This window comes from Rhodococcus sp. JCM 9793 (assembly GCF_055380405.1).
On record NZ_AP043721.1, the window covers coordinates 395,235 to 418,074 of the forward strand.

General features: G+C 65.7%; 18 protein-coding genes. 15 read left to right on the plus strand and 3 right to left on the minus strand.

Translation table 11 applies throughout. The annotated features are described in order from the left end of the window. The first annotated feature begins 98 nt into the window (after window positions 1-98). From ACZ46K_RS03965 to ACZ46K_RS03995, 7 genes are all read left to right on the plus strand, one after another. On the plus strand, window positions 99-731 hold the full coding sequence (locus ACZ46K_RS03965) for an alpha/beta hydrolase (protein ID WP_464746782.1): 633 nt from the start codon (window positions 99-101) through the stop codon (window positions 729-731). Next, complete coding sequence (locus tag ACZ46K_RS03970; RefSeq protein ID WP_464746784.1) at window positions 721-2,034, plus strand: NAD(P)/FAD-dependent oxidoreductase; 1,314 nt, start codon at window positions 721-723, stop codon at window positions 2,032-2,034. The genes ACZ46K_RS03965 and ACZ46K_RS03970 overlap by 11 nt, the downstream gene beginning before the upstream one ends. Continuing rightward, entirely contained in the window at window positions 1,992-2,780 is a 789-nt protein-coding gene (locus ACZ46K_RS03975) for a DUF1365 domain-containing protein (RefSeq protein WP_464746786.1), read from the plus strand. The genes ACZ46K_RS03970 and ACZ46K_RS03975 overlap by 43 nt, the downstream gene beginning before the upstream one ends. Next, the gene (locus ACZ46K_RS03980; protein WP_054805253.1) at window positions 2,777-4,084 is read left to right on the plus strand and encodes a class I SAM-dependent methyltransferase; all 1,308 of its coding nucleotides are present in this window, start codon (window positions 2,777-2,779) and stop codon (window positions 4,082-4,084) included. Before ACZ46K_RS03975 ends, ACZ46K_RS03980 begins: the two co-directional genes overlap by 4 nt. Beyond that, window positions 4,081-4,917: a DUF1295 domain-containing protein gene (locus tag ACZ46K_RS03985; RefSeq protein ID WP_054810502.1), complete on the plus strand. Its 837-nt coding sequence runs from the start codon at window positions 4,081-4,083 to the stop codon at window positions 4,915-4,917. Before ACZ46K_RS03980 ends, ACZ46K_RS03985 begins: the two co-directional genes overlap by 4 nt. 82 nt (window positions 4,918-4,999) lie before the next feature. Next, window positions 5,000-5,575: a sigma-70 family RNA polymerase sigma factor gene (locus tag ACZ46K_RS03990; protein ID WP_464746788.1), complete on the plus strand. Its 576-nt coding sequence runs from the start codon at window positions 5,000-5,002 to the stop codon at window positions 5,573-5,575. Next, a complete protein-coding gene (locus tag ACZ46K_RS03995; RefSeq protein ID WP_054810503.1) occupies window positions 5,565-6,308 on the plus strand; it encodes an anti-sigma factor in 744 nt (247 codons plus the stop codon). The genes ACZ46K_RS03990 and ACZ46K_RS03995 overlap by 11 nt, the downstream gene beginning before the upstream one ends. A 16-nt stretch (window positions 6,309-6,324) precedes the next feature. Here the strand turns inward: ACZ46K_RS03995 and ACZ46K_RS04000 are convergent, their stop codons facing one another. Beyond that, complete coding sequence (locus ACZ46K_RS04000; RefSeq protein ID WP_464746790.1) at window positions 6,325-7,125, minus strand: putative protein N(5)-glutamine methyltransferase; 801 nt, start codon at window positions 7,123-7,125, stop codon at window positions 6,325-6,327. 178 nt (window positions 7,126-7,303) lie between these two features. Between ACZ46K_RS04000 and ACZ46K_RS04005 the strand changes: the two genes are divergently transcribed. Further along, window positions 7,304-8,809, plus strand: a complete 1,506-nt coding sequence (locus ACZ46K_RS04005; protein WP_054805252.1) for an HNH endonuclease signature motif containing protein — start codon at window positions 7,304-7,306, stop codon at window positions 8,807-8,809. A gap of 202 nt (window positions 8,810-9,011) precedes the next feature. Here the strand turns inward: ACZ46K_RS04005 and ACZ46K_RS04010 are convergent, their stop codons facing one another. Next, window positions 9,012-10,313: a Fic family protein gene (locus tag ACZ46K_RS04010; RefSeq protein ID WP_054805251.1), complete on the minus strand. Its 1,302-nt coding sequence runs from the start codon at window positions 10,311-10,313 to the stop codon at window positions 9,012-9,014. 231 nt (window positions 10,314-10,544) lie between these two features. On the opposite strand from ACZ46K_RS04010, the gene ACZ46K_RS04015 reads away from it, so the two are divergent. The 7 genes from ACZ46K_RS04015 to ACZ46K_RS04045 all read left to right on the plus strand — a co-directional run bounded on the left by ACZ46K_RS04015 (window position 10,545) and on the right by ACZ46K_RS04045 (window position 21,903). After that, window positions 10,545-12,683 carry an MMPL family transporter gene (locus tag ACZ46K_RS04015; RefSeq protein WP_464746793.1) on the plus strand — a complete coding sequence of 713 codons (2,139 nt, stop codon included), beginning with the start codon at window positions 10,545-10,547 and terminating at the stop codon, window positions 12,681-12,683. 46 nt (window positions 12,684-12,729) lie between these two features. Next, window positions 12,730-16,068, plus strand: coding sequence for a bifunctional lysylphosphatidylglycerol synthetase/lysine--tRNA ligase LysX (gene lysX, locus ACZ46K_RS04020; RefSeq protein ID WP_464746795.1), 3,339 nt, complete (start codon window positions 12,730-12,732; stop codon window positions 16,066-16,068). 172 nt (window positions 16,069-16,240) lie between these two features. Continuing rightward, entirely contained in the window at window positions 16,241-18,169 is a 1,929-nt protein-coding gene (locus ACZ46K_RS04025; protein WP_054805250.1) for a sensor histidine kinase, read from the plus strand. Window positions 18,170-18,237: 68 nt separating this feature from the next. Continuing rightward, the gene (locus ACZ46K_RS04030; RefSeq protein ID WP_054805255.1) at window positions 18,238-18,837 is read left to right on the plus strand and encodes a histidine phosphatase family protein; all 600 of its coding nucleotides are present in this window, start codon (window positions 18,238-18,240) and stop codon (window positions 18,835-18,837) included. Between the two features lie 61 nt (window positions 18,838-18,898). Further along, complete coding sequence (locus ACZ46K_RS04035; RefSeq protein WP_464746797.1) at window positions 18,899-19,255, plus strand: hypothetical protein; 357 nt, start codon at window positions 18,899-18,901, stop codon at window positions 19,253-19,255. A gap of 97 nt (window positions 19,256-19,352) precedes the next feature. Further along, window positions 19,353-20,948, plus strand: a complete 1,596-nt coding sequence (locus ACZ46K_RS04040; RefSeq protein ID WP_054810086.1) for a molybdopterin-dependent oxidoreductase — start codon at window positions 19,353-19,355, stop codon at window positions 20,946-20,948. A 46-nt stretch (window positions 20,949-20,994) separates the two neighbouring features. Beyond that, window positions 20,995-21,903 carry an SDR family NAD(P)-dependent oxidoreductase gene (locus ACZ46K_RS04045; protein ID WP_054810087.1) on the plus strand — a complete coding sequence of 303 codons (909 nt, stop codon included), beginning with the start codon at window positions 20,995-20,997 and terminating at the stop codon, window positions 21,901-21,903. An 18-nt stretch (window positions 21,904-21,921) separates the two neighbouring features. On the opposite strand, the gene ACZ46K_RS04050 is transcribed toward ACZ46K_RS04045, so the two are convergent. Then, window positions 21,922-22,830, minus strand: coding sequence for a cutinase family protein (locus ACZ46K_RS04050; RefSeq protein WP_464746800.1), 909 nt, complete (start codon window positions 22,828-22,830; stop codon window positions 21,922-21,924). Window positions 22,831-22,840 lie beyond the last annotated feature (10 nt).

Consider the following 22,840-nt stretch of genomic DNA (forward strand, 5'->3'; position numbering starts at 1 on the left):
CATTCGCCGCTGCGGGGCAGGGGGATGGGTGCGATCGGAAGAAAAATTCTCCGGCGCCGGTGACCCATCCGAAATCGCGCCCGCACCGAAGCCCGAGCATGGATTCCACTTCACCTCGGGGACGCGCGCACGTGCTGGTACTGCCCGGTGGCAAACCCTCGAGTCATGCGGGGACACGACCGTGGCATCTGACGAGCGTGCGAATGGCCCTGCTGACCGAGGCGTTACGTTCGAGGCTGACGGGTCACGGCATCACGGTGGACCAGGTGCAGTACGGAGTGCGCGGCTGGAACGGCGACCGGATGAGCCCGGTGCACGACGCATTGCGTGCACTCGACGCGACACTCGATCGGCGGCCCGACACACGCATCGGCCTCGTGGGGCATTCGATGGGCGGGCGGGTCGCGGCACATCTCGCCGCGCAGAACGGTGTCGAAGCGGTGGTCGCACTGGCCCCCTGGTGGCCCGACAACGACGCCGCACTCATCCCTGCGGGACGTCGGCTCCTGGTGGCGCACGGAACCGGAGACCGCTGGACGGACCCCGCTTCGGCCGAAGCCCAAACCGCTGAGGCATCGCGACGCGGAGTCGACGCGACGTGGCGTCCGCTGCCCGGCGCGGGGCATTTCATGCTGACCCGCCCCTGCTGGTGGCATTCCGTCACCGCCGACTTCCTCATCGATTCCTTGACACCCGAGACCAGCCACACCGGAGGTAACCATGACGCGTGAAGCATCCCGTTCCATCGCCGTGGTCGGCAGCGGCATCGCGGGGCTCACAGCTGCCCACGTGCTGTCGCAGCACGACCGCGTGACCCTGTTCGAGGCGGACTCACGCCTCGGCGGACATGCTCACACCCACCACCTCACCTTGGAAGACGGAACGCCGGTGTCGGTGGACACAGGGTTCATCGTCCACAACGACCGGACCTATCCCACGCTGCTGCGCCTGTTCGACGAACTCGATGTCGTCACGCAGGAATCCGACATGTCCATGTCGATCCGATCCGACGACACCGGACTCGAATATGCCGGGGCAAAAGGTGTTTCGGGGCTCTTTCCCACCTGGCGTTCCCTCACCCGACCGCGCTACCTGCGGATGCTCGGCGAGGTCCTGCGTTTCCACCGCGCCGCGCGAGCGCTGCTCGAGGCCGGGGATCATGGGACGGACGAACCGCTCGAGGCGTTTCTCGCACGGAACAAATTCTCCCCGTTCTTCATCGAGCACTTCATGACGCCTCTCGTCGCTGCGGTGTGGTCGTGCGATCCGGCCTTTGCCGGCCGCTATCCTGCTCGGTACCTGTTCCGATTTCTCGACCACCACGGCATGCTCACCGTCTTCGGCTCCCCCACGTGGCGGACAGTGACCGGTGGATCCGGCACCTACGTCGATGCTCTCGCGAGCCGGCTCGACGAGGTCCTCGTGGATACACCGGTACACAGTGTGGAACGGACCGACGACGGTGTGTGCGTGGTCGACGGCGACGGAGATGTGCGCTGGTTCGACGCCGCGGTCATCGCCGTGCACCCCGCACAGGCCCTCTCGATGCTTGCCCGGCCGACGCAGACGGAGCGCCGAATACTCGGCGCGATGCCGTATTCGACGAACCGTGTGCAATTGCATACCGATATCTCGCTGCTCCCGCGCGCCGAACGTGCGCGAGCCTCGTGGAACTACCTGACCCCGGCGGGTGGCGGTTCCGGCGAGGTGATCGTGACCTACGATATGACCCGGCTGATGCGCTTGACCGATGTGACGGATCGGCGATTCCTCGTGACGCTCGGCGGCGCACATCTCGTCGATCCGAGCACGGTTCTCGCCGAGATGACATACGAACATCCGCTCTACACCCCGGAATCGGTCGCAGCACAGGAATGTCTGCCCGAGATCGGCGACAGCAGAATCGCATTCGCCGGCGCGTACCACGGATGGGGATTCCACGAAGACGGCGCCCGGTCGGGTGTCGAGGCCGCTCGGCGGCTCGGCGTCGAATGGGGTGCGCCTTCCTCCATCAGGGCGGAGGTGTCCCCGTGACCACGGCGTGGATCTACCGCACCAGAATCGGACACGTTCGGCGCGCACCGATCCGGCACGCATTCGAATACCGAAGCTATAGCTGGTACATCGACCTCGACGACCTGCCGGTCCTGCCATGGTGGTTACGCCCGTTCGCTCGGTTCGACCCAGCCGATCACTTCGACGACCCCCGCCCGGATACGACGCTCCGAGAAGGGCTCGACGCGTATCTCACAAGTGAAGGTATCGACCTTCGCGGCGGGCGTGTCACCGCGCTGCTCAACGCGCGGGTACTCGGTCACGTCTTCGATCCGCTGACGCTGTTCTGGTGTCGCGATCCCGGCGGGGAGCTCGTGTGCGTCGTAGCAGAGGTCCACAACACCTATGGCGGCCGGCACTGTTATCTGCTGAGGCCGGATGCCTCGGGCTACGCGGAGACCGACAAGGTCTTCTACGTCTCCCCGTTCAATGAGGTCACCGGCAGCTACACCCTGCGGGTCGCGGAGCCAGGCCCCTTTCTCGATGTCGAGGTCGCCCTGCATCGCGAGGGACAACCGCCGTTCACCGCCACGATGCGCGGGTCCGGCAGGCCCGCCACCATCGGCGCCGTCGTGCGCGCCCAGATCTCGCACCCACTCGCGTCCCAGATGATTTCGGCTCGTATCCGGAGGCACGGCGTCGAACTGTGGTTGCGCAGGCTGCCACTCGTCCCGCACCCGGATCCGGCCCCCTCCCCAAGACTTCCCCAGGAGATTTCCCGATGAGCACACCCGAACTCGAGTTGTCCGCCCCGCGGGTGAGCGTCGACGCGCAGAGATGGCCCGACGTGGCACGAGTCCCCGGAGGACTCCGCGCCCGTGTCGCGGCAGTGGTCGCCGACCGATTGTTCCGACGTGCCGCCGCCCGTCTCGACGTGCGGGTGGAATACCCGGACGGAACCGTGCTCGGAGCCGGCGGCGAGACGGGAAGCACCACCGGCACCGATTGTCGGATTCTGCCCCGGATGATCATCCGCCGGCCCGACAACTTCGCCCGGAGACTGGGCCACGACGGGCTCATCGGCTTCGGTGAGGCCTACATGGCGGGTGATTGGACCGCGTCGGATCCGGTCGCGGTGCTCACCCCGTTCGCCGCCGAGATCGGCACGCTGATCCCGCTTCGACTTCAGCGCCTGCGGCGGTTGTTCGTCACAAAACAGCCTGCGGCCGAACGGAATACCGAGCAGAATAGCCAATCCAACATCTCTCGTCACTACGACCTGTCGAACGCGTTGTTCAACACGTTCCTGGACCGATCGATGACCTATTCGAGCGCACTGTTCGACGAGCTCCCCGCCCACTGGGATGCGCTGGCGACAGCTCAGGACCGTAAGATCGATCGCCTGCTCGACGCCGCGAACGTGGGCCCGGGAACGCGCTTGCTCGAAATCGGCACCGGCTGGGGAGAACTGTGCGTACGCGCCGCGCAGCGCGGTGCCGTCGTGCGTTCGGTGACGCTCTCGGAGGAGCAGCGCACCTTGGCACGGGAGCGTGTCGCGGCGGCCAAGTTGTCCGAACGGGTGCAGATCGATCTCCTCGACTACCGCGCGGTCGACGGAGAATACGACGCGATCGTGTCGGTGGAGATGGTCGAGGCGGTCGGCTACGACTACTGGCCCACCTACTTCCGTAGCCTCGACCGGCTCCTACGACCCGGCGGTCTCGTTGCACTGCAAGCCATCACGATGCCGCATGATCGGATGACGGAAACCCGCGACACCTATACGTGGATCCACAAGTACATCTTCCCCGGCGGGATGCTGCCGTCGACCGAATCGATCGACGTGACCACCCGCGCGCTGACATCGCTGCGCACCATCGACCGGTTGCGGTTCGGCGAGCACTACGCGGAAACCTTGAGGCTGTGGCGCGAACGTTTCGTGGCGCACGGAGACCGGGTCGGGGACATCGGCTTCGACGCCACGTTCCGGCGCATGTGGGAGTTCTATCTGGCCTATTCGGAAGCCGGATTCCGGTCGGGATATCTCGACGTCCAGCAGATCGTGTTCCGGAAGGAGAACGAGCGATGAGCACATGGTCGGAGTTCTTCCTCATCACCGCGACCGCCCTGGTCCTGCTCACGCTGATCCAGGCGATCACCTTCACCGTCGGGCACCGTATCGGACGCTACAACGTCGTGGACGTCTCGTGGGGTCTCGGCTTCGTGGCGGTGGCCGCAGCTGCAGCGGTGCTCGGCAGCGGTGACGCCTCGCGTCGGTTCCTCCTGCTCGCACTGGTCACGGTGTGGGGTCTGCGGCTGACGTGGCACATGTACCGCAAGTCCCTGGGCAAAGGTGAGGACCCCCGCTACACGGACATGCTCGAACGCGCCGGTGACCACTCGATCGCCACGATCATCCGCAAGGTCTTCGTGACCCAGGGCGCGGCGCAATGGTTCGTGTCGTTGCCGATCCAGGTCTCGGCGGTACTCGGACCGACGCGCGGCTTCGGCTGGGTAGTGCTCTGGACGGGTCTCGCCGCGTGGGTCACCGGTCTGATGTTCGAGGCGATCGGCGACCTGCAACTGCGACGGTTCAAGTCGGACCCGGCGAATCGTGGCCGGATCATGGACCGGGGGTTGTGGGCGTGGACGCGGCATCCCAACTATTTCGGCGATGCCACCGTGTGGTGGGGAGTATGGCTGATCGCGGCGAGCGTATGGCCCGGAGCGATCACTGTGGCCTCACCCGCGATCATGACCTACTTCCTGGTCTACGCGACGGGCGCGCGGCTGCTCGAGCAATCGATGTCCAAGCGGCCCGGTTATCCGGAGTATCAGGAGCGCACCTCGTACTTCCTTCCGCGGCCACCCCGCCCTGTTTCGGGAGATGATCGGCGTGCCCACCCGGGCGCCTCGGCGTGACATCGGGCTCCATCTCTGCCGGGGCAGGTTGAGCGGCCCGATTCGCCCGACTAGGATTCCGTCCGATGAGCGGACACAGCCCATGACCGGCGTCGGCGGCGGCACCGACACACTCGAGGCGTTGCTCGTTCGGGTCGCGGCCGAGGATTCGGCTGCCTTCGCAGAGTTCTACGACCTGACGCGGTCGAGGGCGTACGGCATGGTGCTGCGGGTACTCCGCGACCCCGGCTACAGCGAGGAAACGCTGCAGGAGGTCTACCTGCAGGTGTGGCGCACCGCGTCGGGGTTCGATCGCACGCAGGGGTCCGCACTCGCGTGGCTGATCACTCTGGCACATCGCCGGGCCGTCGACCGGGTGCGCGCCGAGCAGTCCGGGGCCGAACGGGAGTCCCGCTACGGCGCCCTGACCACGGCCACCGAGTTCGACAGCGTCAGCGACGAAGCACTCCGCCGAGACGACACACGACAGGTGATCGAGTGTCTGGGCACGCTGACCGAACTACAACGCCAGTCCGTCGAACTCGCGTATTACGGCGGCCTCACCTACCGGGAAGTATCGGAACGCCTGTCCGCGACGCTGCCGACCATCAAATCCAGGATCAGGGACGGCCTGCTCCGCCTGAAGAACTGCCTGGGGGTGAACAGCGATGACGAGTAGCACACGATCCGGCTTCGACGACGAAGACAACCTGCTCGATCTCGCCGCTGTATACGCCTTGGATGCGGTTTCCGACGACGAACGTCGCGCGATCGAAGCCCGCCTGGCGGAAGTCGACTCAGACGTCGCTGCGGCATTCCTGCGAGAGGTCCGCGAGATCCGCGAATCCATGGCGGCGGTGTCGGACGCGACTGCCGTCGACCCACCGGCGCACGTGCGGCAACATCTCCTCGACGCCATCACGACGCCCGATCCTCACGTGGCCGACGCCCCGATCTCCCTCGCGGCACGCCGGAACCGGCGACGCTACTTCCTGCTCGCCGCCGCGGCCGCCGTAGTGATCGCGATCGGCGGCATCGGTATTGCAACGCAACTCCGAGATGAGTTGCCTCCCACATCCGCCCAGGTCCTGGCAGCCGACGACGTGCGTACGACCTCTGGTTCCATCGAGGGTGGAGGCACGGCTACTGTCGTGTATTCGAAGGACGTCGATGCCGGCGTGCTGGTGATGAACAACGTCGCGCCGCCGACCGACGGCACGGTCTACCAGATGTGGCTGATCGGGCCGGACGGCGCAACCGCTGCGGGCACCATGACGCCCGACGACGTCGCTCCGTCGACCACCGCTGTCCTCGAAGGTATTTCGGATGCCACCGCTTTGGGATTCAGCGTGGAGCCCTCCGGCGGATCGCCCCAGCCGACCGCCATCTTCGCGCAGTTGCCGCTGGGCTGAGCACGCCGCCGACGGGTCACGGCCGGGTGCCGATGACCACAGTGGCGTCGAACTCCTCCGACCGGCGGATCACCGGTGCCAGACCGGCCGCGACGAGAATTTTCGTCGCGTCTGTGGCCTGCCCGGAGCTGGCTTCCACCAGCAGATGTCCCCCTGGCGCGAGCCACTCCGTTGCGGACACCGCCAACCGTCGATGCACGTCGAGTCCGTCGTCGCCGCCATCCAGCGCGACACGTGGCTCGTGTATCCGTGCCTCGGGCGGCATGGTGCCGATCGCAGCCGTCGGCACGTAGGGGGCGTTGGCGACGACCACATCGACCCGGCCTCGCATCGAGTCGGGCAGCGCCGCATAGAGGTCGCCACAGTGCACGTCGCCGTCACATGGTGCGACGTTGCGGCGCGCGCAGCGGACCGCCTCGGGGTCGATATCGGCGGCATGCAGCCGGATGCCGGGCACGGAGTCCGTAAGCACAGCCCCCACCGCCCCGCATCCACAGCACATGTCGACGACGAGCGCCCCCGGCACCACCACGTCGGCGGCGCAGCGAACAAGGAATTCCGTACGACGGCGGGGAACGAACACCCCGGGATCGACCGCGATCCGCACACCACAGAATTCCACCCAGCCCAGCACGTGTTCGAGGGGGCGGCCGTCGATCCGCTGCTGCACGAGCGCTTCCAGATCCGACGGGGTGTGTGCAGCAGTTGCGAGTAGCCGGGCCTCGTCCTCGGCGAAAACGCACCCGGCGGACCTCAGCCGTGTGATCAGGGTCGCGGGGGGCGACAGCCGGTTCGGACCGTCTCCGATTTCGGTCACAGCACACCCTAACCGCGTCGACTCCGGCACAACCATTGAATTTCAGGCCGTCCGATCAGCCGCAGTCTCGTGAGGAGAGGACCCAAATGTGTGTTCTCCAGATTCGGAAGCATCGCCCGGACTTCCACTTCTTTGTGGACTTCCATTTCTTGTCGGAGGGTCCGACTACACTTCGAACATGCTTTCGGACGATGGCGGCAACGGGCTCGGCCAAGTGGGACACCACCTGGCCACCCTCGACGCCGCCGTCGAAGGTCTGCTCGCCGAACCGCTGACGGGCCTATCCGAAGCCGATGTCGTCGAAGCACTGCAACGGATGGAGGTCTCCCTGAGGAAGGCCGCCGCCGTCGGGCACCGGTTCGTCGTCGAATCCGTCGAACGGTCCATCCCGGCAAACCTCGCCTGCCGCTCCATCAACGACTTCCTCGTCTCGACGCTCCGCATCTCGGGAGCCGACGCCGCGAAACGCGTGAAGGGCGCCACCAAGACCGGCACCTGGCACACCCTCAGCGGTGAGCCGATGGACGCTACCCTGCCCGCCACCGCGTCGGCCGGCCGCGAAGGCGCCATCGGCCCCGACCACGTTGCCGCAATCGCCAGAACCATGCGGCAGCTCCCGAGCGGTACCACCTCCGACGAAATCGATGCCGCAGAGCAGATCCTCGCCGACGCGGCCCGCTCCACCACTCCTGAAGACGTCACCAAGATTGGCATCCACCTGCTCGCCCACCTCAATCCCGACGGCAACGCCCCCGACGAGCGCGAACGTAAGCGTCGCCGCGGCCTGCGGCTCGGCAAGCAGGGCACCGACCTCATGACCCCGATCTCCGGACTGCTGGACCCGGAGACGCGGGCCCTCCTCGAACCGGTGCTCGCCAAACTCGCCCGCCCCGGCATGAACAACCCCGGCGACCCTGAATCACCCTCTGGGGATGTCGATTCCCCGAATCTGGACCGTACGGCGATGGCGAAGGCCGCCGACCGCGACACCCGCACAGCGGTGCAACGCAACCATGACGCTCTCACCTTTGCATTGCGGCAGATGCTCGCGTCCGGTGTGCTGGGCAGTCATCGCGGTCTACCGGTGACGGCGATCATCACGATGTCGGTGCACCAACTCGAGAAGGCGTCCGGCGTGGCGACCACCGCCACCGGCGGAATCGTGCCCGTCAAGGATGCAATGCGCATGGCGCAGAACGCCCACCCGGTACTCGCCCTATTCGACCACAACGGCCGCCCACTTCACCTCGGTCGCGCCCGGCGTCTTGCCTCGGTAGATCAGCGACTCGCCCTCATTGCAGCGTCTCGCGGGTGCACGCGCCCCGGTTGCGATGCTCCTGCCTCCCTCACAGCCGTGCACCACGTAACCGAGTGGAAGTACGGCGGCGCCACCGACATCACCAACGAGGATCTCGCCTGCGACAGCTGCCATGCCCTCGTTCACGACGGTCCCGGCGGCTGGAAAACCCGCGTCGCACCGCCCGATGCTGCGCATCCGGGCCGCGTCGAATGGATCGCGCCACCTCACATCGACCCGGACCGGCGCCCGCGGATCAACCACCGACACCACATGGATCATTTCGTCGCCGGCGCCCTTGCCAGGCACCGGTACCGGCGGGAACGGCCGAGCCGGAGAGATGCCTCCGGCACCACTCGGAGCGATGACAACGGCCCACACCCTTGACGCAGAGGCGCACCCGTTGAGAGTGCCGTCGTTTGAACTCGGTTGTCATCGGCTTGCCCGCGTTGATGTGCACGGACATCTGCTGCATCCACGCCGTAATCATGCGCATTACTTTGCAAAAACTATGCGACTTGCCGGCCTGTCGGTAGGCGGCATTTGGTGTAGGTCCACAATCGGGTCCGCCACTGTCGATAGCAACCGGTCAGCGCCGCCGCGGTGGCGGAACGGCGGGCGCGCGAGGGCTCGGCGCAGAGACTCTCGTATCGAAACGCGTACTTGCGAGCCGGCGTTCGGTGAGCCCGATCAGGTCGAGGACGTCGCGCGCGACGTACCCTGTGGTGCCGCGTTCGACGCTTTTTCGGAACAGGACTCCGGCGTCCGCAAGTTCGTCGAGCGCGGCTCGCGCTGCGGGGAACGACACCCCGAGGATGCGCTGCACGGTGCGCGCAGTCATGATCGGTGCCTCGGCGAGCACCGGAAGGATGCGTGCTGTCGCGGATCCTGCGCGGGGCTCCCCTCGAAGTCCTTGCTCCTCGCGGTTGCTGGCAAGGCGGCCAGCCCACTCGAGCGCCAGCTCGTCGATGTCTCGTGCCAGGCGTTGCGCGTGCTCCGATGCGATGACAGCAGACTCGATGAACGTCGAGAGCCAGTCGTTCACGCCAGCGACGGCGTCGGGGTCGACAGGGTTGCCGACGTACCGGTAGGCGCTCAACCCGCCGACGTAGCGGTCGCTGAGAGTCGACAGCACGAGACTGATCGGGAGCACCGCCTCCGGTGCCAGACCGCGCCGGGCAAGAACGGTGTGGATCAACGCGCGCCCGACCCTGCCGTTGCCGTCGGTGAACGGATGGATCGTTTCGAACTGGGCGTGCACGATCCCGGCTTGAATCAGCGGTCCGTGCAGGGATCCGTTGAGATAGTCGACAAGGTCGGTCATCAGCGGTCCGACATCCTCGGGCGAAGGGTGGACGAAATCGGCTTCGAGCGGATGCCAATTCGAGCCTCCGATCCAGTTCTGAACCTGCCGGAGGCCGTGATGCCGTTCGTCGGGCAGTAGCGCTGCGTGCAGCGCGACCACGTCATCCACGGTGACGGCGTCGGTGTCGACCAGACTGCTCGACGCGTGCCGGAGGACCGAGATGTTGTTGGCCACGAGGCGCGCCTGGTCGCTGAACCCGCGGATGTCCTCGTCCTGCGCCAATTCGGCCAGGGCGACCTGCTGAGGTGAGGGGGCGATCCCCTCGATCATCGAGCTGGCAATCGCCTCAGACCGCAGCAGAAATCGAGCGATCGACTGCAGTCCGCCCGAACCGGGACCTGTCCCGAGTTGTCGGATGTCACGCTCTGCGGACGCGGCGCGCGCAGCAAGGTCTGGAGGCACGATCAGTGGTCGGTCCGTCACCAGGTCGGGAAGGTAGCGGTCGTAGTGACCGCCGCGGCGATCGCGCGCAACCAGACCGGAGCCGGGATTCGACTCCCAATACGCGCGACACAGCTCGGCCACTGTGCAAATCCCTTCATCCAGCCCGATGCAATCAAAGTTTAGTATCTCAATCTTTAATACGCGACGGCCGCGTTGAAGGTTGCCGGCGTCACTCGCTCGATCAGTGACTCTGCAGGAGCAGCCACCGCCTGACCAGAGACTGCTTGTCAACGAATTCCTCCTGTGCGCGCGTGCACCCATCCGAAACGGGTAGTACTCCGAATCTCAGGACACAGACACCGATGGGGCAACATGGTGCCTGCAGGTTTCGTGCTTGCCAGACCAGGAGGACGCTTGAGCACCACGACGACACCGAGTCCACGCCGTTCGCGTTTGCGTTGGCTGATACCCGCGGTCCTGCTTCTGGTGTGGCTCGGGATCGCGGGCGGCGGCGGGCCCTTCGCCGGCAAACTCAGCGAGGTCGCCTCGACCGACGCGAGCTCCTTCCTCCCCGCGTCAGCAGAATCCACCCGTGCCGACGAGATCTACGCCGAGTTCAGGGACAGCGATGCCATCCCGGCGATCGTCGTCGCCGAGCGCGACGGCGGGATCACCCCGAACGACCTCGCATTCCTCGCCACCGAATCGGCGGGGCCACCGCCCATTCCTTCCGAGGACGGGCAAGCCGCGCAGATGATCGTGCCGATCGACAGCAACGTCGAGGTCAAGGACGCCGTCTCCGAACTGCGCACCGCACTCGAAGGGGCACCCGAGGGACTCACCGTACATGTCACCGGCCCTGCAGGTCAGGCCGCCGACCTGTCGGCCGCGTTCGCCGGAATCGACGGTCTGCTGTTGCTCGTCGCAGGCGGCGTGGTGCTGCTCATCCTGATAGTCGTCTACCGCAGCCCGATCCTGCCGTTCGTCGTCATCGTCTCCGCCGTGTTCGCGCTCGCGCTCGCCAGCCTGCTCGTCTACCTGCTCGCCGACGCCGGCACGATCGCGCTCAACGGGCAGAGCCAGGGCATCATGTTCATTCTCGTTTTCGGCGCGGCCACCGACTACGCGCTGCTGCTCGTCTCCCGCTTCCGGGAGGAACTGCGTTTCCAGGAAGACAAGTACGCCGCGATGCGCGTCGCCTGGCGCGCATCGCTCGAACCCATCGCGGCCTCCGCGGGCACCGTCATCCTCGGCGTGCTGTGCCTCCTGCTGTCCGACCTGAACTCCAACCGCGGGCTCGGCCCCGTCGCCGCGATCGGTATCGCAGCGTCGTTCGTCGCGTCCATGACATTCCTGCCCGCCGCACTTGTCCTGCTCGGTCGGGTCGCGTTCTGGCCCACGAGGCCGAAGTACGAGCCCGGCTTCGACCATGAGGACCTCGAACAGACCCACCGCTTCTGGAGCCGGATCGCCGGTCGGGTGGGAGCGACGCCTCGCCCGATCTGGATCGTGTGCAGCCTCGTCCTCGTCGCGTTCGCCCTGTTGCTGCCGCAGTTCAAGGCCAGCGGTGTCGCCTCCTCCGATCTGTTCCTGCTCCAGACCGATTCGAAGTCCGGTCAGCAGGTCCTCGGCGAGCACTTCGATGCCGGTAGTGGCTCCCCCACGGTGATCATCGCGAACGAATCGTCGCTCGACGCCGTCACCGACGCCGCCCGGATCGAAGGCGTCACCACCGTCGAACCGGTCACCCGGCCCGACGGCACCCCGACGATCGTCGACGGGCGGATCGCCGTGCAGGCCACTCTCTCCGATCCGGCCGACTCACTCGACGCCGAGCAGACCGTCGAACGTCTCCGCGACGCCGTGCACCCGGTGCCCGGTGCCGATGCGCTGGTCGGTGGACCCACCGCGGTCGATCTCGACACCAAGGACACCGCTACCCGCGACCGCACGTTGATCATTCCGGTGGTCGCGCTCGTGGTGCTGCTGGTGCTCATCGTGCTCCTGAGGGCGATCGTCGCACCGGTCCTGCTGATGCTCACCGTCATCGTGTCGTTCGCGGCCACGCTCGGTGTGTCTTCGCTGCTGTTCAACCATGTATTCGGCTTCCCGGGCGCCGACCCCGTGGTGCCACTGTTCGCATTCGTGTTCCTGGTTGCGCTCGGCGTCGACTACAACATCTTCCTCATGACACGAGTACGCGAGGAAACGAAGAAGGTGGGGACGCGCATCGGCACGCTGCGTGCGCTCACCGTCACCGGCGGGGTGATCACGTCGGCGGGAATCGTCCTCGCCGCAACGTTCTCGGCGTTGGCGGTGATACCGCTGCTGTTCCTGGCGCAGCTCGCGTTCATCGTGGCATTCGGCGTACTACTCGACGCGTTGCTGGTGCGGTCGCTGGTGGTCCCGGCACTGACGATCGACATCGGCCGAAAGATCTGGTGGCCGAGCGCGCTCTCCCGCAACGAGCCCGACACCCGGACCGACACCGACACGCTCGCGAAAACCTGACCCGTCCTGTTCGCGAGGCGGGCCCGACAGCGCTACGGTCAGGAGCATGTCTGCGGATCTCACCGCGAGGCCGGATCCACCGTCTCCGGTGACGGGCCCGTCTCCCACAGCACCTGCGCGCCGCACAGCACCCTCACATTTCGGGGGTCGTGTGACCGCCGTCCCGCACATCGCGGGGGTTCTGCTCGCTGTGTACGCGGTAATGGTGACGCTCTGGTCACTGTCCCCGACCCTGCGCTATTGGATTCACACGCCACGCAATTACGTCGACGAGTACTACTTCGATGCCCCCGACACGAGTCTGTCGTTCGCGCTCGTCGTCGCGGTGCTCGCCGCCGCGATCGCCGGCCGCAAGCGCATCGCCTGGTGGATCCTCACCATCTATCTCGGCGGGTTCGCGATCACGAACCTGATGCTCGCGGTCATGGATCGCGATCTGGGTCATTTCGTGGCACTGATCGTGCACCTCGTGGCCATCGGTGTGCTCCTGCTCGCATTCGGTGAGTTCACCACGCGTGTGCGGCCGGGGTCGATTCCGCTGTCGCTGGCGGTGCTCGTGGGCGGTCTTGTCGCAGCCACCCTGCTCGGATGGGGTCTCGTCGAACTGTTCCCCGGATCGTTGCCGCCGTCCGACCGCTTGTTGTGGGCAGTCAATCGCGTCACCGCCCTGACTTTCATCGACAACGACCAGTTCCCCGGCCACACTCATTGGCTCGTCAGCACCGCCCTCGGATTGCTGGGCGCGCTCGCCCTGCTCGCCGCCCTGCTCGTGCTGTTCCGTTCACAGCGCTCGTCGAATGCCCTCACCGGCAACGACGAATCAGCCATTCGGGGACTCCTCGAGCGACACGGCGACGACTCTCTCGGATACTTCGCGACCCGACGCGACAAGGCGGTCGTGTTCGCACCGAGCGGCAAGGCCGCGGTGACCTATCGTGTCGAGATCGGCGTGTGCCTGGCCTCCGGCGACCCGATCGGCGACCGCGAAGCGTGGCCACACGCGATCGACGAATGGCTCGAACTCACTCGCGCGTACGGATGGACACCGTCCGTAATGGGTGCGAGCGAGGACGGCGCGCAGGCGTATCACCGCGCGGGGCTGTCGGTACTTCAGCTCGGCGACGAAGCCGTCCTGCACACCCAGAACTTCTCGCTCGCCGGACACGATATGAAGCCCGTTCGGCAGGCAGTCAACAGGGCGCGTAAACATGGTGTCTCCGTGCGGATTCGACGACACTACGATGTCGGTACCGTCGAGATGGCCAACGTCATCCGTCTCGCCGACGCCTGGCGCGACACCGACAACGAACGCGGCTTCTCGATGGCACTCGGACGACTGGGTGATCCGCTCGACGCGAACTGCCTGCTCGTCGAGGCTGTCGTCGACGGGTTGCCTGTCGCGATGCTGTCGCTCGCACCGTGGGGTGAGAACGGTGTCTCGCTCGACCTCATGCGTCGCGATCCGCAGGCACCCAACGGTGTCATCGAATTCATGGTGACCGAACTTGCCACACATGCACCACTTTTCGGTATCACACGGATCTCCCTGAACTTCGCAGTGTTCCGCTCGGCGTTCGAAGAAGGCGCGCGCATCGGAGCCGGTCCGATCATGCGGTTGTGGCGATCGATCCTACTGTTCTTCTCCCGATGGTGGCAGCTCGAGGCGCTCTACCGATCCAACGTCAAGTACCACCCGGAGTGGATTCCGCGTTTCCTCTGCTTCCGCGACAACCGCGAGATCCCGCGCGTCGCATTGGCCTCCGCGGTAGCTGAAGGATTTCTCACCGTCCCGAGCTTCGGGCGCCGAAACATCCGGAAGCACACCGGGACCCACTCCCAGGTCCCGGAAGAACTCATCGAATCCGGAGCAGTGCACGAGGACGGCAGCGCGTCGCAGATCGATTCTGCCGCATCTCGTCCGGCGAACTCACCTGTCCTGCATCGACGCCCCGAACAGGACCGCCTGCGGATGAACACGCTGGAGCGGATCATCGAGTACGGCGTCGACCCGTATCCGAGTGCCGACCCGCCGTCACACACCAATGCCGAAGCACGAACAGCGAACCGAGGGACCTCGGCGCAGGTCGCTGGCCGCATCCTGCGGATCCGCGATTTCGGCGGAGTGCTTTTCGCGGTGATACGCGACTGGTCCGGCGATCTCCAGGTTCTCGTCGACCGCGAACGTGTTGCCGGGCGCCGCTTCCTGTTCGACCTCGGCGACCTCGTGGAGGTCTCCGGCGAAATGGGGCGTAGCCGTACCGGCGAGATCTCGCTGCTGGCCGACTCCTGGCGGATCAATGGCAAATGCTTGCATCCGCTGCCGGACAAGTGGCGCGGGCTGGTCGACCCGGAGGCCAAGGTACGTCGACGGTATGTGGATCTGGCGATCGATCTCGATGCCCGTCGCCTGATCGCGGCGCGCAGCGCGGTGGTCCGGTCGTTGCGCGACCAGTTGCAGACCCGCGGCTATCTCGAAGTAGAGACGCCGATCCTGCAGTCCGTACACGGCGGGGCCAATGCCGCGCCCTTCACGACCCACATCAATGCGTACGACACAGACCTGTACCTGCGTATCGCACCCGAGCTGTATCTCAAGCGCCTGTGCGTGGCCGGGATGGAGAAGGTGTTCGAGATCGGGCGCGTATTCCGCAACGAGGGTGCCGATTTCAAGCACAACCCGGAGTTCACGATTCTCGAGGCGTACGAGGCCCACAGCGATTACGAGAAGATGCTCACGCTCGCGCGCACGCTGATCCAGCAGGCGGCCGTTGCCGCGCACGGCCGCGAGATCATAGTGCGACCGGGGAGCGACGGAACACCGGTGGAAATCGATATTTCGGGCGAGTGGCCGGTGAAGACGTTCCACGACGCGCTGTCCGAGGCTCTCGGCACGTTCGTCGACGCCGAGACTCCGGTCGAGGTACTGCGCCGGATGTGCGACGAACGCTCGATCGCCTACGACCCGGCCTGGGAGGCGGGCGCCACGGCACAGGAACTCTACGAGCATCTCGTCGAATCCCGCACCGAGTTTCCCACGTTCTACACCGATTTCCCCACGTCCGTCTCACCACTGACCAGGCCTCATCCGCGGAAACGAGGTGTCGCGGCGAAGTGGGACCTGGTCGCGTGGGGTATCGAACTCGGCACCGCCTACAGCGAATTGACCGATCCGATCGATCAACGGGCGCGACTCACCGAACAGTCGCTCCTTGCAGCAGGCGGCGACGAGGAAGCGATGGAACTCGACGACGACTTCCTGCGCGCACTCGAGCACGCGATGCCCCCGACGGGTGGCCTCGGCATGGGTGTCGATCGGATCGTGATGCTGATCCTCGGTGGCAGCATTCGTGAATCACTGGCATTCCCGTTCGTAAAACCTCACTAATAGGACATACAGAACATTTGATGCGCGATTACCCTCAGGTCGCGCATATCACATCGCTCTTTACCCGAACATTGGGATGGGATATGTACAAGATCACCCGGGAGGAGTAGAACGTATTCCAGCGCGCTCTGCGCGGGAATCGTCATCATCCTTTCGAAGGGGCAATCCGAGCGTGAGAATCCGCCGTAACCGTGTCCTTCAGCTCGGCAACTGGCGGCTGAAATACAAACTCGGTGTCGTCCTGGCCGTTCCGTTGCTCGCCGCAGTGGTCCTCGGCGCTCTCCGCATCACCACCCAGCTCGAAGAAGCAAACAGGTACGACACCCTGGCCCACCAGATCGCCGTCGCACCGGCCCTGCTCGAGTACTCCACCGCCCTGGTCAGCATGGCGACTGTGACCAGCCTCGGCATCGCACCCTCGTTGGCCACATCGGACGATGTCACCTCGACAATGCAGAACGTGATCGAGACCGCCGACGCGAACGACCTCGAGCCTGCCATCGCAGAAGAACTCGACGCGCTCCTCGCCGACGGCGCGATCCTCAACCAAACAGTGATGAACCCCGGCGTCAGCACGGCGGAACGTGGTCGGCTCACGATCGACTTCCTTGTGCGATGCAAGGACATCTTTCGCGACATCTTCGACCTTCTCGAAGACAACGAAGCACTCGTCGACGCCAACAATCTGCTCACCGTGTGGGACGCGCAGCTCAATCTGCAGGACGAGCTGGAAACACTGAGATTGTTTGCCACCGACGCCGAGGTCGGACAGATGATTGCCGAGAACGCGATCAACCGGGAAGCATCGACACTGGGGCTTCTCCTCGGGTCACGACTGGACACCGGTCAGATCGAAGGAATGCTCGCCGACGTCGAGTCGCGTCGGTCACTGATCCAGAACTACTCGCCGACCGCCGCATTCGGAGAACAACTTCGCGGTGCGATGGTGTCGGCCTCGCAGCCGTATGCCGATGCCATCGTCTACGCCGGCCAGCAGATCACGTCGACACTCGACCGCCTTACCGCCGATGCGCAGTCCGCAGCCATTCGCGACTCGATCCTGGTCGGTGCGATGCTCGTCCTCGCGCTCGTCATCGCGCTTCTCGTGGCGCGGTCGCTGGGCGTCCCACTCCGCCGCCTCCGCAACGACACCCTCACGGCGTCGGAGACCGATCTGCCCGCCGCGATCGCCGCGGTGAAGGACGGCGCCGACGTGAACCATGTTCAGCTCGCTCCGATCGGCGTCGACACCGACGAGGAAATCGGCGAAGTGGCGCGAGCCGTGGATTCGATGAAGGGCCAATCGCTTCGGCTCGCCGGCGAACAGGCGCACCTGCGGCAGCAAGTGAATGTCATGTTCGAGACACTTGCGCGACGAAACAAGACCCTGGTCGAGCAACAGCTCTCACTCATCGACTCGCTCGAATACCAGGAGAAGGACCCCGCCCGCCTGCAAAGCCTGTTCTCCCTCGACCACCTCGCCACACGAATGCGTCGCACAGGCGAGTCGTTGCTCGTGCTGGCGGGCACCCGCCCCCGAACTCGCAACGCCCCGGCACCGCTCACGGACGTATTGCGCGGTGCGGTCTCCCAGGTCGAGAACTACCAGCGGGTCCACATCGGGCGCACCCCGCACGGATATCTCCTCGGGAATGCCATCGAAGACGTCGTGCACCTGATCGCCGAACTCGTCGACAATGCCCTGCGGGCATCACCTCCGAACAGCCCTGTGCGGCTCGAGTTCTCGAATGCGGAGGGCGGCGGACTCCTCCTCGAGATCGCCGACGTCGGAATCGGTATCCCACGCGATGCGCTCGACCAGATCAACACCCGTCTCTCCGACGGCGACGAGGCCGATGTCAACGCACCCCGACAGATGGGACTGTTCGTGGTGGGGCGGCTCGCCGCTCGTAACGGTATGAGCGTCCGGCTCCGCCCCACGTTCGATTCGGATACCAATGCCGGTGTGACGGCGGCGATCTATTTCCCATCACACTTGCTCGCCGAGATCCAGGCACCGACGACCACGGCGATCACAGAACGCCCGAGGCGACTGTCCCGAGAGGACGACCAGGTGCAGTACACACAAGGTGGCCGCTGAAGACCCACTGTTTCACGTGAAACGGGGGCGTTCCCCCGTGCGTGGGCTCACCTGGCATGGTGGACACCGTGCAGCTTCTCCTGATCCGCCATGCCCAGCCGGAGTACGCCCGTGTGAACCTGGGGCGCGCTGATCCGTCCCTCACCGAACAGGGCCTGGTTCAGGCCGGACGGCTGCGGGAAGCACTGGCGCCCTACCGAATCTCGCGGTTGTTCTCGAGTCCGCAACTCCGCGCACTCCAGACAGCACAGCCGCTCGCCGACCAGCAGGAGCTGCCGGTCGAGCAGATCAAGGGCCTCGCAGAGTACGACTACGACCTCGATCACTACATTCCGTTCGAAACCGCACAAGAACTCGGATCCGATGCCTACAAGCGCATCCTCGCAGGCCACCTGCCCGATTTCGTCGATGCGGAACTTTTCCGCACCCGCGTGCTGACCTCCGTCGACCAGGTCGTGTCCTCGTGCCCACACGAGGACACCGCAGTGATCTTCGCGCACGGCGGTGTCATCAACATCGTGCTGCAGGACCTCCTCGGGCTCGAACTACCGCTGGCATTCCCGATCGAGTACGCATCGATCACGCGCATTCTCGTCTCCCGCACCGGCAGACGTCGGGTCGCATCGATCAACGAGACAGGGCACGTGCGCGACACATTGCGTGTGTGAATCCTGGCGCGGCAGCGAGCGTGGGCACCTACGCTGAGGGATCATGCGAACCCTCACTCGAATGGTTTCGATCGTTGCCCTCACCGGTGCAGCGGCACTCGGCGCCGCAGGCACCGCCGCTGCGGAGGAATGGCCCTCCGACAACGGCGCGGTCAGCGTAGTCGAGAATCCCGCATTCCTCGTTCCGGCCGACGGCGAATTCTGGAATCCGCTGGTCGCCGAGAACAGGCTCACCTCGCCGTACGGCCTCTCGACACGCATCGCGTGCACGCAGTTCCACGGCGTGCTCCTCGAGTGCTGGCAGGCCGACGGGAACGGGAATCCGCACAAGCTCACCGAACTCCCGTTCAACTTCCCGGCGGTCACCGGTTCCTCGCAGCCGGGTGGCGGTCCGTCGCACTTCGTGTATCTCGGCTGATATCGGAAAGCGGCGTCGTCCGCTGCCGCACCCGGCGCACCCATCCGATTCATGATCGGTGCCGAAGTCCTCCCCGACATGGTGGAAGGAAGACGGCATGACGACGAATGAGGAACGTGCGCACGAGGGGTCCGATGAATCAGGTGATCGTCGCCCGCGTGCGCGGCCCCGCCTCCTGGCGCGTGTGCTCTCCGGAGTGCTGGCAGCTGCGGTCACGCTCGGTGTCGGCGAACTTGTGGCGGTGCCGTTCGGATCGTCGGCGTCTCCGTTCTTCGCGGTAGGATCCACGACTGTCGATCGAAGCCCCTCGTGGGCACGAGAGATCGCGATCACCGCCTTCGGCACCAACGACAAGGCGGCGCTGTTCATCGGGATGAGCATCCTGATCGCGATACTCGCCGCGCTTGCCGGAGTCGTCGAACGGCCGCGGCGCCCCTACGGCAGTCTCGTACTCGTGACCCTCGGCATCGTCGGGATGTACGCGGCCACGACCCGTCCCGGGGCGACCGTCGTCGATGCAGTCCCGACGCTCACGGGTGTCGCCGCCGGCGTCCTGGCCCTGACGCTCCTCACACGTCGCGCCGACGAGATCGACGATGCAGCTCACACCGGCGCAGGAGTGCCCCGCCGACATTTCCTTGTACTGGCAGGTGCCGCTGCGACCGTCGCAGTAGCCGCGGGCGTGGCAGGTCGCAACCTGGCAGGCACGATCGCGGGAGCCATCAGCAACCGCATGGCATTCGTCGCCCCGCTCGTCTCGGCGAGGAACCGGGCTCCGGCCGTCCCGCCGGGCACCGACATCGCGGTCCCCGGGGCGACGCCGTTCGTCACCGGCAACAACGCCTTCTACCGCATCGACACCGCACTGCAGGTTCCGATGCTCAGCACCGACGACTGGACTCTGCGGATACACGGCATGGTCGACCGAGAGATCATGTTGAGCTGGAGCGATCTGTTGGCCCGCACACCGATCGAACGGACCATCACTTTGACCTGCGTGTCCAACGAGATCGGCGGCGCTCTCGCCGGCACTGCCACCTGGGTCGGCTATCCGATCAAGGACCTGCTCGACGAGGCCGGCATCTCGCCCGACGCCGACATGCTGTTGTCGACCAGTGCCGACGGCTTCACCGTGGGAACGCCGATCGCAATCCTGCGGGACGGCCGGGACGCACTGCTCGCGGTGGCGATGAACGGTGAGCCGCTGCCGTTCGAGCACGGCTATCCGGCCCGACAGGTGGTGCCCGGCCTGTACGGATTCGTCTCGGCCACCAAATGGGTGGTGGACTGGGAAGTAACCCGGTTCGACCGGGCGCAGGCGTACTGGACGCGTCGCGGTTGGGCCGAACAGGCACCCATCAAGACAGCATCCCGGATCGATGCCCCGGCATCGTTCGCGCGGGTCTCCGCCGGCGAGGTGCTGGTCGCAGGCACCGCATGGGCACAGCACCGCGGTATCGCACGGGTCGAGGTACGAGCCGACGACGGACCATGGGACGACGCAACCCTCTCCGAGGAGTACTCCATCGACACCTGGCGACAGTGGTACTGGAGGTGGCAGGCGTCCCCCGGCACGCACAGACTTCAGGTACGGGCCACCGATCGGGACGGCGAGGTCCAGACCGAAATGCGTGTCGAGCCGATCCCTGATGGCGCCAGTGGATGGCACACCCGCTCGATCACTGTGGTGTGAGCAGGGAAGCCGGACACACCCGGTTCTGTCGTGTTGGATGGAAGGTATGCCCACTCGGTACGCGCAGATCCGCAGATGGCGAGCCGGTACGGCTATCCGCGCCCGCCTCCACGATCTCACCGGAACACTGGTCGTGGTCACCGGCGGCGCGAGCGGAATCGGCCGCGCCGCAGCCCGCGCCTTCGCAGCCCAAGGCGCGATCGTCGTGGTCGCCGACAAAGATCTCGACGGCGCGCTCGACACAGTGAACCTCATCGACAATCCTGACTCGGCCGGTGGCTCGACCGCCGTCTTCGGTGGCGGTGCGCACGCCTACGAACTCGATGTTGCGGATGAGAAGCAGGTACTCGAGTTCGCGGCAACCGTCCGGTCACGACACGGAATTCCCGACGTGCTCGTCAACAACGCAGGGTTCGGTGTGATCGGTGCGTTCGTCGAGACGCCGCAGTCGCTCTTCGAGGACGTCATGAACACCAACTTCTGGGGCGCGGTGTACGGGTGCCGCGCGTTCACCACGCAGATGATCGAACGCGGCACCGGCGGACACATCGTGAATGTGGCGTCGGCAGCAGCATTCATGACGCAACGGAACCTCACTGCCTATTCGACGAGCAAAGCGGCGGTGTTCATGCTGTCGGAGTGTCTACGCGCCGAGCTGATCGAACACGGCATCGGTGTGACCGTGGTGTGCCCGGACCTGGTGAACACGAACCTGACCCGGAACACCGAATACGTCGCTCCCAGCAGGGAGAAGCGCGTCGCTCGCCGCGAGCGCGCGCAGTCGATCTACCGCAGACTGCACGTCGAACCAGAGCGTGTGGCCGATGCGATCGTCTCCGCGGTGCGCCACAATCGGCCCATCGTCACCGTCGCTCCGGGCGCGAAGGCCCGGAAGTGGCTGAGCCGCTTGGCTCCCCGAGTAGTGCGAGTGGGATCGCGTTTCGATCTCGATTGAACGGCGGCAGTGCTCGCGTCACACCTTCGACGCAAGCCAGTTGTTGAGCCAGATCGTTGCCGTCGTGCCGCGGTCGTCGACCGCGTAGTTCGAGTAGTCCTGGTGGATCTGCGACCCGTAGAACTCGCGGATCTGCGTCTCCCGTTCGACGTTCGCCTCGGGGCTGATCTGCAACTGCAGTGTCGGTACTCCACCGGCGGCCATGATGTCGTTGTAGAGGATGGTGGCCTCGTCGCGGTAGTGCTCGACCGCATCGGGACCCGTCCCCGCGGTGATCGCGAGGAACCCCGCGAGGCGCGTCACGTAGTCCTCTCGGGGCGTCGAGCAGTACAGGTCTCCGACGGCGCAGATGGTGCGGACGTTGGGGCTCACGAATCCGAATCCGCCGACGCGGGATCCGCCGGCACCGTTGCCGGGCACCGGAGGTCCGATGAGCGCATCGGCTTCGGAGCGACGCGGATCGGAGATCAGGCCGACTGCAGCAAGTCGGTGCGGCGGGACCACGCCGAGTCCGGTTCCGATCTCGGCGGCGAGATCACCCGCGGCGTCGGCACCCTGGCTGTAACCGACGAGCGCGAACTCGGTGCCGGGGCAATGCGCTGCGGTCCCTGCGATCAGGTTGCGTGCATTGTCGACCGCCCGGTTGCGGGAGGCGCCGTAGACGTCGCCTTCCCATGGGAAAGCGGTGGCGGGGTACTGCACGTAGTCGACCCGGGCACCTGCCGGTAATCCGGACGTGACCTGGGCCAGCATGCCGTTACCGCGCTCCGGATCCGGGGTGCTCGACGTTTCCCACGTTCCGGGTACCGCGATCACATTCAACGTCGGGCAACCACCCGGATCTGCCTGCGCGGCAGGAGCTGCCACGACAGCACCTGCGACGACTGCTGCCGCCGCCAACAACGCCGATCCCCTACCGAACCCCATCGGAATCCCC

Excerpts from the sequence above, each read along its gene's own strand:
- ACZ46K_RS03995 (WP_054810503.1), top strand. The coding sequence starts at position 5,565 with ATGACGAGTAGCACACGATCCGGCTTCGACGACGAAGACAACCTGCTC.
- ACZ46K_RS03985 (WP_054810502.1), top strand. The coding sequence starts at position 4,081 with ATGAGCACATGGTCGGAGTTCTTCCTCATCACCGCGACCGCCCTGGTC.
- lysX (WP_464746795.1), top strand. The coding sequence starts at position 12,730 with ATGTCTGCGGATCTCACCGCGAGGCCGGATCCACCGTCTCCGGTGACG.
- ACZ46K_RS04015 (WP_464746793.1), top strand. The coding sequence starts at position 10,545 with ATGGTGCCTGCAGGTTTCGTGCTTGCCAGACCAGGAGGACGCTTGAGC.
- ACZ46K_RS03970 (WP_464746784.1), top strand. The coding sequence starts at position 721 with ATGACGCGTGAAGCATCCCGTTCCATCGCCGTGGTCGGCAGCGGCATC.
- ACZ46K_RS04050 (WP_464746800.1), bottom strand. The coding sequence starts at position 22,830 with ATGGGGTTCGGTAGGGGATCGGCGTTGTTGGCGGCGGCAGCAGTCGTC.
- ACZ46K_RS03990 (WP_464746788.1), top strand. The coding sequence starts at position 5,000 with ATGACCGGCGTCGGCGGCGGCACCGACACACTCGAGGCGTTGCTCGTT.
- ACZ46K_RS03975 (WP_464746786.1), top strand. The coding sequence starts at position 1,992 with ATGGGGTGCGCCTTCCTCCATCAGGGCGGAGGTGTCCCCGTGACCACG.
- ACZ46K_RS03965 (WP_464746782.1), top strand. The coding sequence starts at position 99 with ATGGATTCCACTTCACCTCGGGGACGCGCGCACGTGCTGGTACTGCCC.
- ACZ46K_RS03980 (WP_054805253.1), top strand. The coding sequence starts at position 2,777 with ATGAGCACACCCGAACTCGAGTTGTCCGCCCCGCGGGTGAGCGTCGAC.
- ACZ46K_RS04035 (WP_464746797.1), top strand. The coding sequence starts at position 18,899 with ATGGTTTCGATCGTTGCCCTCACCGGTGCAGCGGCACTCGGCGCCGCA.
- ACZ46K_RS04040 (WP_054810086.1), top strand. The coding sequence starts at position 19,353 with ATGACGACGAATGAGGAACGTGCGCACGAGGGGTCCGATGAATCAGGT.
- ACZ46K_RS04045 (WP_054810087.1), top strand. The coding sequence starts at position 20,995 with ATGCCCACTCGGTACGCGCAGATCCGCAGATGGCGAGCCGGTACGGCT.
- ACZ46K_RS04005 (WP_054805252.1), top strand. The coding sequence starts at position 7,304 with ATGCTTTCGGACGATGGCGGCAACGGGCTCGGCCAAGTGGGACACCAC.